We start from the raw sequence: 13,093 nt of genomic DNA, 5'->3' as shown, positions 1-13,093 counted from the left end.
CAATCTCAGTGTAAATCTCGAAAAATCAGTACCTATAACTATCTATGACACTTTCTTAGGCTAATTGGCTCAGAGTAAATACTGATCTTTCGGATACTCACTAAATACTGAGGTTTGAGGGGTAAGAAGCTTGAGTTCTTCGAGGTTTGCGGAATGACAAAGAGGTTGTGCAAATAGGCACACAGCAGTAAAGGGACATAAGCCTCTATTCTTCAATATGAAGAAGCTTGTTTAAGCAATAGGTACTCTGTCTACTGCCACAGCCATCAAGACGGATAATTACCAGAAGGCACTGTGGAAAGGCAAAGGCGATCGCTTTTAACTTGTCCCAACATCCATAAGCAGAAATCCTGCTCTGCTAGTTGGAGAAGAATCCTGCAAGCCGCTGGCTCTCGGACTTACAAAGCAGCAGATAATACTTAAGCGTCAAGTCAAGTTTACACAGCAGTTTGTTTCTTAACCCAGCTTGCGACACGAGTAAACTTCCTTAATATTAGTATTAAAATACCTACCGTGCGATGGAGCATTCATTAACTCTGTATAAACCGTAGGAGGAACGTCAATATACTGATAAACTTCTCCCCTACGAAACTCAATTTCAAGCACTTGAGTTGACGAATCATAGCCAACACTACGGAGATAGTTAGACTCAACAGGGATGCGCTTAGTCGCTGAATCCTGAAGCATTATTTCTCTTGCTTCTTTCACAGCTTCTGGCTTCACTGGTAGATTGAGAAACTTCTCTGCATAATCAATAAATTGATCGCTGTGATACATATAAAATTTAAAATCTTCTACCCCAACCTCAGATATGATTTCTTGAATCAAATCCGGTCTAGGTTCAACTGTTTCCCCATCATACTTTAGCCACCAGTCTTCTTTATCATCATCGGTAACAAAGATAATCGGTTTTTGCTGAACTCTAGCGTAGTCGATTAACTGGAACCAAAGAACAACATCACCATAATTTTTAGGGACAGGCTTCTTCGCATCCTTGTATCCTGGGGGTCTTTTATAACTGAATCGTTTCTCCGCTTTTTGATAAATATTTTCTAGTTCATCCTCACAATAGGGTTTGCCAACCTTCCCTTCCAATAAATCAGTCAGGATTTCTCGAAGGTTATCTTTTTCGAGATAGTTAGGATGATTAGCTTGGGCTAGCTTTATTTTTGCTCTAATTTCTTCAATTGAACTTTCTAGGTGCTCTAAAATTTCTTGTGTGTTAAGAAAAGGATGCCGCTTATGGTCTTTGAATAACTCAGTCCTTAAGTTATAGAAATTCTTGTTTAAGATACTTTCGATGTCTGCATAGGCTTTAATTTGGTCAGAAATAACATACAAGCGATTTTTCTGGTATTCATAAGCAACTTGATGAGGTATCCAGATTCGCTCATTTAAGGCATTAATAATCTCAAAAAATCTCTCTTGCGTTTCGGGAGTGTAACTATAGATATGCAACAAAACATTGGCATCGAAAGAAAAGATACACTGCTGCCAGATTTTGGCTAACTCTTCTGGCGTAGGCTTGTAATAGCCACGAAATAAATCTCGCATATCCAGTTTTGAAATCTACACTTATTTATATGGTAAAGAGATTTAGTCGTTTATGGTAGCGCTTCTTAGGTTGGGTATGTCGGGTTCCTGAGTCTGTTGTTACTATAGAGTGAGATTTATTACTAATTTTTACATCTCCTCTTTCCCCCATCTCCCCCTCGGCTGGGTCTACTCACTTAGACGTTCACGCATTAACTTGCCTGGAACTTCAGTAAATCTTATTACACAACAAAGAGTAGGGTGAAGAATGTTCACCATACACCTAAATAATGATTAAGTTATTTCTGGACGCCTTCGCAGCATCTTATGCATAGTCTTTAGGTTTGTGTGATGCTAATATGCTTGGGCTGAGCTTTGACTCGTTCCAGCCAAGCCAATATGCAAGGAAATCCTGTCAAATCGAAACCACCTTCATCCGCCACATGGGTATAAGCAAACAAGGCGATGTCTGCAATGGTATAACGCTCACCAACAAAGAACTGGTGATTCATTAGATGTTTTTCCATAACCTTGAGCGCAGCATAACCCGGTTCGCGCTTTTGGTTAAGTGCCTCCCGATACTCTTCTGCTTTACCCAGTTCAGCAATCCAAAATCTGGAGGTCGCGATATAAGGCTCATGACTATACTGTTCAAAAAATAGCCATTGCAGCACTTTTGCTCGTTCCCAACGGTCATTTGGAAAAAACTCAGTTCCTTCGCTTAGATAGAAGAGAATCGCATTGGATTCTGAGAGAAATTCTCCGGTTTCCGTCTCCAAAAGGGGGATACGACCATTTGAGTTTTTGCTTAAGAACTCAGGCGTTCGGGTTTCCCCCTTAAGGATATTGAGTTCTATTCGCTCAAATGGAATACCAAGCTGTGTAAGTAAAAGACGAACTTTGTAGCCGTTTCCAGAAGGCAAAAAATCATACAAGCGTAGCATTATTCTGGGAAATTAAATAAATGAATATCAATGATACAAAAGAGTAGAATCGTTAGAGGTATTCTTTTTTACAAGAACCAATTTATCAGTCTAATGAATAGTAATATACTTATATATTCAAGTATGTGAATAGAAAACCGTGGAAAAGAGAAACCAAAATAAAGTTTTTTTTAATCTTACTATTTGTCAATATCTAGTGAACGGCTGATAAACTTCCCATAGAAAATACTGAAACGCCAGAACCACATTATAAACGGTAGAAGAGTGTCTTTAATGCTGGAATAATTTTGTTTGTATAATTTGTGGAATTCAGCATGAAAGTGGGGTTTCATTTATTTAAGCCTTAAGTTATTCGTAAGTAAATTAGTCGATTGCCCTGCAACGTCACTTGTTGATACAGGGCAATTACAGCAAGAGGAAGCAGCTTGAAAACAAGGTTCTCAGGTCGAAATAAAGCTTAGTTGTAGTACCGTTGCTCAATCCATGTCCGAAGCTCAGCTTCGGAACTTTGAATCGTTGAGCGATCGCTTACTGGATCGTAAGCGTGCCAAGATTTATTTCCATAGCGATCTGTTGTTATCCAAATTCTTAGCTCATCACCATTAGCAAATAATTGGATAAATACTTGCAAAAGCTTTTTAAGTACAGAACCTAGTGGCAGTTTTTTAGGCTGACCGTATAAGGAGTTATCAAATACATTAAATTCTGCGTTAGAAGTTTTCATTGCCGCTACTCCTCTTAAAAGATGAGTTTGTTATCTCTACTTTCTTTCAGAACTATTGAGTTGATAAGGTACAAATTCAAAAAGTTTTAGTAGTACAGTTTTGGTATTATTAAAGTGTTCTAGTAAAACTCAGCAAAACTGTACCAGCCAAGAGACATAGAAAATCGGATATAGTTCAGAAAATCATCCAGAGCATCATTCACTTTCAAGAGGGACTTGGCACCGTGAAAATTCCTTTAGACCGGAACTCCGCCCAAGCCGTTTATTTGCAGATACGCGATCGCATTCGTCGTCTCATAGAATCAGGCGCACTGCAGCCTGGAGACCAACTTCCCTCAATCCGTTCCCTTGCTGAAACTGCACAAGTCAACAAACTAACTGTCATTGAAGCGTATAGTGTCCTAGAAGCCGATGGACTAATTCATGCTCGTCAAGGCTCTGGCTACTTTGTCAGTTCACCACCAATTGCTTGTCCCCAATCTACAAGTCACTTTGCCCCACCCCAAGAGGTGATTCTGTCAGAGCAACAAGGGGGAACATTCTTTGATTTCTATGTAACCTCAGTTTCTGCACAGCAGCAGGCAGGAATGATTAACCTGGGTATTGGTTTCCCCTCCAGCTCAGGGTTAGAGGATTTGCAAACCATTGCAAGACGTGCCATGAAGCAGGTAGGGTCTACCTTATTTAATTACGACCTGCCTCACGGACAATTAGCTCTACGGCAACAAATTAGCAGAATGCTGGTGCAGCAAGGACTAGAGGTAACACCAGAGAATTTGATTATTACGAATGGCTCTAAGCAAGCGTTATCTCTCGCACTCCATTATTATGTGCAACCCGGAGATTGGGTGATTGTCGAGAGTCCGACTTATCACGGGATACTAGCGATTCTCTCAAGTTTAAAAGCCAGAGTTATTGGCATTCCCATGACAGCAGAAGGGATGAATCTAGAGCTACTAGAGCAGTACCTCCACACGCATCGTCCCAAACTAATCTACACTGTCAGCACTCTGCATAACCCGACAGGAGTGACCACCTCTCAAGCTCATCGCTCCTTATTGTTGCGACTAGCCCAGCGCTACAACTGTGCAATTCTCGAAGATAACGCTTATGAAGGCTTAAACTTTGAACCCGCACCACCACCAATCAAAGCGTTAGACCAACAGGACATCGTGACCTATATTGGCACCTTCTCAAAAACGTTGATGCCCGGTATCAGAGTCGGCTACATGGTGGTGACAGGCAAGCATTATCAGCCTTTGGTCGAATGCAAGCTGCTTCATGACTATCATGTCTCGACAGTTGCCCAATCTATTGTTAGTGAATATTTAGCTTCAGGGCATTACCGTCGTCGCATCTCTCACTTACAGAATAAACACCGACAAGGTAGAAATGCCATGCTAAGTGCTTTAGAGCGCTACTTTCCACCTGAGGCATCTTGGACAGTTCCTAATGGAGGGATTTTCCTGTGGGTACAAATCCCTTCAGATATATCCATGCCAGCCATTTGTCAGGCGGCGCTGGCGCATCATGTTCTTTTTGCTGACGGAACCTGGTTTTTCCCAAATCGTCAGGGCTACAATGCGATGCGTTTGAGTTTTTCCCTCAATCCCGATGCGATTGAACAGGGAATTTCAATTCTCGGTCGATTGCTAAAAGATGAGAGATGAGGTACAGCTCAGGTGTGTGAAACAAGAGACAGAACAAGGAAAACAAAAAAGCTGATAGCTGATAGCTGACGGCTTTCTGCCCCTTGTTGAGGATAATCCTGGAACAAGGCACAATGATTTAAAAGTGATGTGGCAGGGAGGGAATCAGTGACGGCTTCTGAAAATTTGAGCAAAAGCCAGTATGAGTTGCAGGTAGAAAGAGTCATTGAAACACTTTATAATGACCTGCCAACACTATTCGAGAAAGACATCTCTTACGAGATTTATACGAAGGACATCTACTTTCAAGACCCCGTTAATCGATTCAAATGGAAATTTAACTATCGCATCATCTTCTGGACTCTACGATTTCACGCTCAGCTATTTTTTACAGAAATCCACTTCGATTTGCATGATGTTTCGCAGCTAGCTGAAGACATCATAAAAGCGACCTGGACAGTTCGTGGGACTCTGCGCGTTCCCTGGAAAGCTAGCATCTTCTTCAATGGTGACTCTACCTACAAACTCACTAAAGATGCTCTAATCTACAATCATCTCGATACCTGGGATCGTAAGCCTGGTGAGATTTTGAAGCAGTTTTTCCGCAAGGGTTCAGCATGACTAAGTTTATAATCTAAATTCCTCTTGGTAGTTTTTTATACAAACTGTTGAATCAGGTAGCGTTAGTTAGCCAGTAGCCAGAACAATTAAAACTAAAGTAACGATTTTAGGATGATTTGGATGTTCGACAGCTTATATCTAAGTAAATACGATAAGCTGTGCGATCGCTTTTGTATAAATCTACTAACTCAATAATTTATTATCCTGATTTCTCTGTCTAAGAGTGAAACTATATAGACTAGCAAGCTCTTTCTAGGTTGTTCTTCTCAATAGTTTTATTTTATGAGAAAAGGCACTATCTCTCGATTGCTTTCAACCAGTTTGATGGGGTTAATCTCATGCAGTGCAGTGGTATGGGTAAGTCCTTCGGTTCTCACTCAGCCAACCACTAATTCCGTTGCCACACGCTACCGTTCAAACTCTGCTGTCTATATGTGGCCGGCGCAAGGAGATATTACTCAAGGTTTTAAGGCTACTCACGAAGGGCTGGACATTGCAGGTTCTTCTGGGACTCCAATTGTTGCCGCTGCATCAGGTGAAGTTACCTTTGCAGGTTGGGGTGATGATGGATTAGGTAATTCTATAGAACTTCAGCATAGCGATGGGAGCGTTACTATCTATGGTCACAACAAACGCCTGTTGGTGAGAAAAGGTCAACAAGTCAGGCAAGGTCAAGTTATTGCTGAGATGGGTACTACAGGTAATAGCACAGGTTCTCATCTCCACTTTGAAATTTATCCTGACGGTTTTCAGGCAGCTGACCCTTTCCCTAGATTACCGCCCTTAGTATCAGGGAAGATTCCAGCACCACAACCTGTTGCCAACGCTCCTGAACCCCTTAACTTTGCACCTCCTACGTCTATATCTGTATGGACTGGAGGGATATGTAGTGATGAAGCTGTTATTGAAGGGGAGACGGCAAACTTTCTTGTAAATGTTTGTTTGGAGAATGGTCGGTTATTTTACTTAGGGCAATCTAAGCAGAATCCTACCGTTACGGTTCGGCTCCCTGCTCGTAGTACTCGTGACGGCTGGTATCGTGCTGATAACGGCAACTATTCCTACTATGTCAGCGCTACTCAAGTAAAGGTTTTACAGAATGGTCGTCAAATCCGTTCTGAGCGTTTGTACAAACGAGGTTGATAACGGGAGTAGGTAACTTTTGGTTATTCGTTCCTTAAGTATTTGTCAAGCCATAACAAACATCTACAGCGGTAGGTGTGTAAAACTTGCGTAGGGAGGAAGGAAAAGAAAAAAGCTGATAGCTGACGGCTAACTGCTATAGTTAGCGACTGGATGAAAAGGAATCTGTACTGTAAATCTTGTCCCTACGCCAACTTCACTTTCGACGGCAATCTTGCCATCCTGGAAATCGACAAACCTTTTGACAATCGCTAGCCCAAGTCCTGTCCCAGGAATATCACCAACATTATTGGCTCGATAAAACGACTCAAACAAGTGAGGTAGGTCTTTTTCTGGGATACCGATGCCAAAATCTTGAATCTGGAAAATCAACCAACCCTCTTGACAAAACAGTTCAAAATTAACTGTGCCGCCATCCGGTGAATACTTAATAGCATTGCTCAGTAAGTTGCTAAGAATGTGCCTTAGCAGTTTTTGATCAAGGTTTGCCTTAATGTCTTGAGTGTGATTGACGAAAGTCAGGCTATGGTGGTTGCTAACATTCGGTTGCAATTCTTCGATCAGATCGAGGCAGAATTGTTTCAAATCAAGAGGAGAGGGATTAAATTTTAGCTTTCCAGCTTCGGCTTTACCAATTAGCAGTACATCATCTAGCAACAGAGTCATGTGTTGGACAGCGTTTTGAATGCGCTGGAGATGGCTCTGTTTTTTTTCCTTAGACCATTTATCACTGTAATATTCTAGTAAGTCAGCAGAACCCATGATTGTTGTTAAGGGAGTGCGGAATTCGTGAGAGGTCATGCTGACAAAGCGAGATTTGAGTTCATTGAGTTCCTTTTCTTTTTCCAGCTTAATTCTCAGATCCATCTGGGTAATGACTTGTCGCCCCAAAGCTCTCAGAGCGTCAATTTGCTCCCGATTTAGACGGCGTGGAATCCGATCAATCACACATAAAGTACCAAGGGGATAGTTATCAGCTGTCACCAAGGGAACTCCTGCATAAAACCGGATGTCTGGGTCAGATACTACCAAGGGATTGGTGGCAAACCGCTCATCATCTAATGCATTGGGCACAATGAACGGCTCACTAGGAGAGAGAATCGCATGGGCGCAGAAGGCTAGTTCCCTTGGTGTTTCTGTGGCTTCTAAACCGACTTTTGATTTGAACCACTGACGATTGCTATCAATTAGGCTAACTAAGGCAATCGGGGTACCGCAAATAAAGGAAGCTAAAGCCGTCAGATCATCAAAGGCATCTTCTGGGGGAGTATCAAGAATCTCGTAACGCTGGAGTGCCTCTAGCCGCGCGGCTTCATTACTAGGGTTAGCTGCTGGTGAAGCTTTTGCTATCGGTATTTTGTTTCTCTTTTTCTGTCTATGTCTATGTAGGTAACGCAACTTCAAAAAGCTTTGGTTCAGGGAGCGATGCAGAAAACGAATAACTTTGCTGGTCTCTAACAGGGATCTGACAAAACTTCTACGAGACATCACTACTCCCTAATATATAGCTGAGATAACTGGCTTGTGCGATCGCTTATCTCATTAAGCTTCTGCTCAATTAGCTTCAGCGCCATCGGAGAAGGACTCGTGCGTCCATTCTCCCAACGGTTAATTGTTGGGTATGTCACACCCAAAAAAGCTGCAAACTGCTCTTGTGTCAGTCCCATTGACTGCCGAAATTCACGAATGAATTGGCTAAACTCTACCTGATTTATGACTTTCATGTTTTTAACATCCATTGCATCTGATGTAGCAGGTAACATATCATCGGCTACACAATAACTCAGCTCTGGGAACTCTAAAAACAGAAAATTTACGGAAATCACCTGACTTCGACTCAGGACTCTAGGGAAACCACGGTTGAAAAATTTTTAATGTTAGCCTAGACCTTTTAGGATGGAGATTTTATTCTCATGTCCTCTGGCTGACTCAGCCTCTCCTAGCAACTTGGGTCACTAGACAGAGATTGAGGCGCTGACGTTATAATCCTGCATGAGATTTCAGCATATAAACTGTACGCACAGCTGCGGTTGTTAAACGTGAGGTGAGGGTGAAAGACAGTGTAGAACAGTCTCCAACGAGCTTGGGACTCAAATCGTCCACAGGTTCTAGCAATAGTCAGACCGATTTCCATGCCGATGGTGTTGATGGTGGTGAAGCTGAACCACCTCAGCCGCCACCTAACAATGCAGAGGAAAAAAACTCTCATCCTGATTCTAAAAGAGACGACTTCCCTCGTCGTCGCTACATTCGGTGGTTTCTCTGGAGTGCTGCTTTTATATTTACAGCCACAATTTCTGCCACCTTGGGGGCAACACTAGCATTGATTACGCCGTTGTCACCTCTAATTGCCCCTCTAACTCAAGGTACAGGTGCTAAAGAACTGTGGCGTCGAGGCTTCCAGTACGACTTGGCACGACCTGTCAACATCCTCGTCATGGGAATCGATCGAGTTCCAGGTATCCCCAAGAGTTCACCGCAAGTGTTTTCCGGTCGCAGTGATACGATGTTGCTCTTGCGGCTGAATCCGGCAGATAACACGGTGAGGATGCTCTCAATTCCACGGGATACTCAAGTAGAAATCCCAGGCATCGGAATGGCGAAAATCAACGATGCCAATGTTGAGGGGGGGCCTGCCTTAACAGCACGAGTTGTGAGTCGCAGTTTAAACGATGTTCCAATTGACAGATATGTGCGCGTTACCACAGATGCTTTTCGTGAACTGGTAGACCTTGTAGGCGGCGTTGAGGTCTTTGTCCCTTACCAGATGGAGTATGAAGATGTCACTCAAAATTTGAAAATTGATTTAGACAAAGGCTGGCAAACGTTGAATGGTGACCAAGCCGAACAGTTTGCCCGGTTCCGCAAAGATCAGTATGGCGATATTGGTCGGGTACAGCGGCAGCAAGCACTCCTCAAAGCACTGCGTCAACGTGTGGTTAACCCTACTGTATTACCTCGATTACCGCAGATCATTCGGGTGATGCAGCAGTATATTGATACAAATCTCAGTTTGGAAGAAATGCTTGCTCTTGTAGGTTTTGGTCTTGACCTAGAGCAAGATGCCTTCAAGATGGTACTCTTACCGGGTCGATTTAGCGAACTGAATGAGTACGTCGCTAGTTATTGGATTATGGATGAGGCGGGACGAGACCGGGTAATGCGAGAGTATTTCCAGCAAACTCCATCGTGGAGTTCCTTGGATGCTATCAGTCGCTCACCCAATCAGGTACGCATTGCGATTCAAAATGCAACCAATGACCCACAACTTGGTCAACGTGTTGCTCAATATCTAGCAGAAAAGGATTTTCATAACGTTTATATTGTTCAGGATTGGCCTGACCAGCTACGCCAGACTCAGATTATTGTCCAGCAAGGCGATTTAGAAGCAGCAGCAGCTCTCAAAAAAGTGTTAGCACTCGGTCAAGTAGAGGCATCTTCTACGGGCGACATTGATTCTGAGCTAACTATTCGAGTGGGTGAAGACTGGCTAAATAGGTAGTTCGGATTCTTATACTACTTACGGTCGTAAAATTGCTGACTCAGCCTATTGCGATCGCTTTCGGTTATTTGTTGGTGCTTAGCTACATTCAACCCAGAGATTTCTATTGTTATACCAGATTAAGACATCAACGGAGGCTATGACCCTTAGCCAGAGCTATTTGGCTGAAAGCTGACCGCTGAAAGCTGACTGCTGCTTGCTATACTACAAAACCTGTTTAGCAGATAGGCTATTGCATCCAGACGAAAAAAGCGATCGCCAAAAGTTATTGATGTGTTCAAATTCCTCCCCGCGCACAGAAGGCTTGGGGAGGGGTTCTTCAAGCGTCTACCAACATGGCTTAGGTAATTACTGTTGGAGCCTCCCGCTGCGTAAAGTTACGAATCTGGGCGACCTCTTCGGCGATCGCAATCAGGGGTGCCAGTGCTTCTTGTGTATCCTGATCATGCTTGCTTGAATCCGGTTCATAGCTTTCTACATAAAGCCGGAGTGTTGCCCCTTGCGTTCCCGTACCCGAAAGTCGGAAAACGATGCGAGAGCCATCAGTAAAGCCAATCCGGATGCCCTGATTTTTGCTGACACTATCATCCACGGGGTCAGTGTAGCTAAAGTTGTCGCTGTAATCGACTTCATACTGACCATATTGCTTGCCTTTGAGTTCTGGCGATAGCTGCCCAAGACGTGCCATCAGTTCAGACGCTCGATCAGCATCTACGCCTTCGTAGTCATGGCGCGAGTAGTAATTTCGCCCATAGGTTTGCCAGTGACTGCGGACAATTTGCTCAACGGACTCAGAACGCACCGCTAAAATATTGAGCCAGAACAGCACTGCCCATAACCCGTCTTTCTCACGTACATGGTTTGAGCCAGTGCCAAAACTCTCTTCACCGCATAAGGTTACTTTGTCTGCATCAAGCAGATTGCCAAAAAATTTCCAGCCTGTCGGTGTCTCATAGCAGTCGATTCCAGCTTGAGCCGCAACTCGGTCTACAGCCGCACTTGTGGGCATAGAACGGGCGACTCCAGCGATACCCTGACGATAACCGGGAACCAGATGAGCATTAGCCGTTAATACCGCTAGGCTATCGCTAGGAGTAACGAAAAATCGTTGTCCCAAAATCATATTGCGATCGCCATCTCCATCCGAAGCCGCGCCAAAGTCGGGTGCATCAGTTCCGTAGAGAACCTCTACTAGGTCATGGGCATAGACCAGATTTGGGTCAGGATGACCACCGCCGAAGTCCTCTAGGGGTGTGCCATTGAGTACCGTCCCTGCTGGTGCGCCTAACCGTTCCTCAATGATCGCTTTGGCATAAGGCCCCGTTACCGCGTGCATTGAATCAACGCACAACCGGAATTTTCCAGAAGTTAGGAGTTCCTGAATGCGATCGAAATCAAACAGAGACTCCATCAATTGGGTGTAAGGCTCAACGGGGTCAATCACCTCCACGACGGCGCTTCCCAGTTGGAATTCACCCAGCTTATCTAAATCAACATCTGGGGCTTCCAGGATGTGGTAGGTGTCGATAACTTTACTGCGGTCATAGATGGACTCGGTTACTTTCTCTGGTGCTGGCCCACCATTGCTGGTGTTGTACTTGATGCCAAAATCTCCCTCTGGGCCACCTGGGTTGTGACTAGCTGAGAGGATAATGCCGCCGAAGGCTTGGGACTGGCGGATAACACAGGAAGCTGCCGGGGTAGAGAGGATTCCACCACGACCCACTTTGACTCGCCCGAACCCATTCGCGGCTGCCATTTTTAAGATGGTCTGAATCGCTGTACGGTTGTAGTAGCGACCATCGCCGCCAAGGACTAGGGTCTGACCTTTGTAGCCCTCAAGAGCGTCAAAGATTGACTGAACAAAGTTTTCCAGGTAATTGGGCTTCTGAAAGACCGTAACGGGCTTGCGTAGACCGGATGTACCGGGCTTTTGGTCGGTGAAGGGCGTAGTCTGGAGTGTGCGTATGTTCATAAAGAAACACCAAGCATATTTCACGACTCAGTTATATCGTTAATCGCACCCTTCATTTGTTCTTGTCTACTCTTGTAGCGCTTACTGCTCCGAAACTTGAGCAAATCTATAAGCTTGTTGCAGATTTTTCCCTACTCGCTCCCTTGTCTCCTTTGCTTCCCCTGCTTCCTCTGTGGTTGATGGGCAAATTTCTACCTAAATTTATTCAGCTATCTTATGTCTAAAGAAGTACAGGCGTACCAACAGGGATAAATACTATTGATGGTAGATCTAAGCAATTGGGGGAACATCCCATGGCAGTATCATCAACAACTAACCTCGAACAAACAATTACAGCTTTTCAAGGCGGTTTGACATCTATACCTCCTATGAAGGCGCTAAGTTTAATTGGTGACTTTGAACAGCAGATGAGGAGCTTAGGCGCTACGCAAATTGCTAGCGATCTAGAAGAACTCAAGCACCTCTTAACAAGCGGCACTGCCACCAGTTCTGCTATTAGTAAAGTTTTAGTTTCCCTCGGTTCACAAACTAAAAGTGCCGCTGCAAGTGCTGAGCCAACTGTTTCGAGTAAGTTAATGCAACTCGGTGAACTACTGGTTTCTACAGGTACTTCGATGTCGTAAACTATAGCAGAAAGCAGTCAGCTTGTCGCGTATCAGCTTTTTGTTTTCCTTGTCTCCCTTGTTTCCTACACCTGAGCTGTACTTCATTCAACTGAAAACTACTATATTACGGTTTTTGTTCACTGTTGGCTTTTGGCTTTTCACTGTCAACAGTGAATAATTGCATAAATAAATAGTTACATTCTTGAATACGATTTCGTAATAGTTGACTACATATTCTAAAAAGGTTGAAAGCGTAGCGAGAAAGTAATGCCATTATCTTGAAGCGCATCACCTTCATCGCTGACAGAGATAAGAGGAATTCCCCAATCTAGAGTTGCAGAAAAAGAAGGATTAAGTTGCCAGCGTAAGCCTAAACCAATGCTAGCTAGGGTACTAG

The 13,093-nt window shown here is 43.8% G+C and carries 11 protein-coding genes; 5 read left to right on the top strand and 6 right to left on the bottom strand.

Annotated features, from left to right (window positions below; genetic code table 11):
* Positions 1 to 456 precede the first annotated feature (456 nt).
* The 3 genes from AC5JL3_RS03835 to AC5JL3_RS03825 all read right to left on the bottom strand — a co-directional run bounded on the left by AC5JL3_RS03835 (position 457) and on the right by AC5JL3_RS03825 (position 3,201).
* The gene (locus tag AC5JL3_RS03835; RefSeq protein WP_496073217.1) at positions 457 to 1,554 is read right to left on the bottom strand and encodes a PIN domain-containing protein; all 1,098 of its coding nucleotides are present in this window, start codon (positions 1,552 to 1,554) and stop codon (positions 457 to 459) included.
* Between the two features lie 317 nt (positions 1,555 to 1,871).
* Positions 1,872 to 2,477 carry a glutathione S-transferase family protein gene (locus AC5JL3_RS03830; RefSeq protein WP_496073216.1) on the bottom strand — a complete coding sequence of 202 codons (606 nt, stop codon included), beginning with the start codon at positions 2,475 to 2,477 and terminating at the stop codon, positions 1,872 to 1,874.
* A 457-nt stretch (positions 2,478 to 2,934) separates the two neighbouring features.
* Positions 2,935 to 3,201: a hypothetical protein gene (locus AC5JL3_RS03825; protein ID WP_496073215.1), complete on the bottom strand. Its 267-nt coding sequence runs from the start codon at positions 3,199 to 3,201 to the stop codon at positions 2,935 to 2,937.
* Positions 3,202 to 3,425: 224 nt separating this feature from the next.
* Between AC5JL3_RS03825 and AC5JL3_RS03820 the strand changes: the two genes are divergently transcribed.
* The 3 genes from AC5JL3_RS03820 to AC5JL3_RS03810 all read left to right on the top strand — a co-directional run bounded on the left by AC5JL3_RS03820 (position 3,426) and on the right by AC5JL3_RS03810 (position 6,614).
* Positions 3,426 to 4,871 (top strand): aminotransferase-like domain-containing protein, encoded by a 1,446-nt coding sequence (locus tag AC5JL3_RS03820; protein ID WP_192218235.1) that lies wholly within the window; start codon positions 3,426 to 3,428, stop codon positions 4,869 to 4,871.
* Between the two features lie 147 nt (positions 4,872 to 5,018).
* Positions 5,019 to 5,471 (top strand): C6orf136 family protein, encoded by a 453-nt coding sequence (locus AC5JL3_RS03815; RefSeq protein ID WP_496073214.1) that lies wholly within the window; start codon positions 5,019 to 5,021, stop codon positions 5,469 to 5,471.
* Between the two features lie 282 nt (positions 5,472 to 5,753).
* Positions 5,754 to 6,614: a M23 family metallopeptidase gene (locus tag AC5JL3_RS03810; RefSeq protein WP_496073213.1), complete on the top strand. Its 861-nt coding sequence runs from the start codon at positions 5,754 to 5,756 to the stop codon at positions 6,612 to 6,614.
* A 129-nt stretch (positions 6,615 to 6,743) separates the two neighbouring features.
* Here AC5JL3_RS03810 and AC5JL3_RS03805 read toward each other — a convergent pair whose 3' ends face one another.
* On the bottom strand, positions 6,744 to 8,102 hold the full coding sequence (locus AC5JL3_RS03805) for a GAF domain-containing sensor histidine kinase (RefSeq protein WP_496073212.1): 1,359 nt from the start codon (positions 8,100 to 8,102) through the stop codon (positions 6,744 to 6,746).
* A 2-nt stretch (positions 8,103 to 8,104) separates the two neighbouring features.
* Entirely contained in the window at positions 8,105 to 8,338 is a 234-nt protein-coding gene (locus AC5JL3_RS03800) for a helix-turn-helix domain-containing protein (RefSeq protein ID WP_242058442.1), read from the bottom strand.
* A 326-nt stretch (positions 8,339 to 8,664) separates the two neighbouring features.
* Here AC5JL3_RS03800 and AC5JL3_RS03795 point away from each other — a divergent pair, with 326 nt between their 5' ends.
* On the top strand, positions 8,665 to 10,116 hold the full coding sequence (locus AC5JL3_RS03795) for an LCP family protein (RefSeq protein ID WP_192218232.1): 1,452 nt from the start codon (positions 8,665 to 8,667) through the stop codon (positions 10,114 to 10,116).
* Positions 10,117 to 10,456: 340 nt separating this feature from the next.
* On the opposite strand, the gene AC5JL3_RS03790 is transcribed toward AC5JL3_RS03795, so the two are convergent.
* Positions 10,457 to 12,091, bottom strand: coding sequence for an alpha-D-glucose phosphate-specific phosphoglucomutase (locus AC5JL3_RS03790; protein WP_496073211.1), 1,635 nt, complete (start codon positions 12,089 to 12,091; stop codon positions 10,457 to 10,459).
* 293 nt (positions 12,092 to 12,384) lie between these two features.
* Between AC5JL3_RS03790 and AC5JL3_RS03785 the strand changes: the two genes are divergently transcribed.
* Entirely contained in the window at positions 12,385 to 12,714 is a 330-nt protein-coding gene (locus AC5JL3_RS03785) for a hypothetical protein (protein WP_496073210.1), read from the top strand.
* Positions 12,715 to 13,093: the final 379 nt, after the last annotated feature.

Source organism: Symplocastrum torsivum, assembly GCF_059505465.1.
The sequence above is the reverse complement of the archived record's forward strand: the minus strand, read 5'-3'. Positions and strand labels throughout refer to the sequence as shown.

Excerpts from the sequence above, each read along its gene's own strand:
- AC5JL3_RS03835 (WP_496073217.1), bottom strand. The coding sequence starts at position 1,554 with ATGCGAGATTTATTTCGTGGCTATTACAAGCCTACGCCAGAAGAGTTA.
- AC5JL3_RS03830 (WP_496073216.1), bottom strand. The coding sequence starts at position 2,477 with ATGCTACGCTTGTATGATTTTTTGCCTTCTGGAAACGGCTACAAAGTT.
- AC5JL3_RS03825 (WP_496073215.1), bottom strand. The coding sequence starts at position 3,201 with ATGAAAACTTCTAACGCAGAATTTAATGTATTTGATAACTCCTTATAC.
- AC5JL3_RS03810 (WP_496073213.1), top strand. The coding sequence starts at position 5,754 with ATGAGAAAAGGCACTATCTCTCGATTGCTTTCAACCAGTTTGATGGGG.
- AC5JL3_RS03805 (WP_496073212.1), bottom strand. The coding sequence starts at position 8,102 with ATGTCTCGTAGAAGTTTTGTCAGATCCCTGTTAGAGACCAGCAAAGTT.
- AC5JL3_RS03800 (WP_242058442.1), bottom strand. The coding sequence starts at position 8,338 with ATGAAAGTCATAAATCAGGTAGAGTTTAGCCAATTCATTCGTGAATTT.
- AC5JL3_RS03790 (WP_496073211.1), bottom strand. The coding sequence starts at position 12,091 with ATGAACATACGCACACTCCAGACTACGCCCTTCACCGACCAAAAGCCC.
- AC5JL3_RS03785 (WP_496073210.1), top strand. The coding sequence starts at position 12,385 with ATGGCAGTATCATCAACAACTAACCTCGAACAAACAATTACAGCTTTT.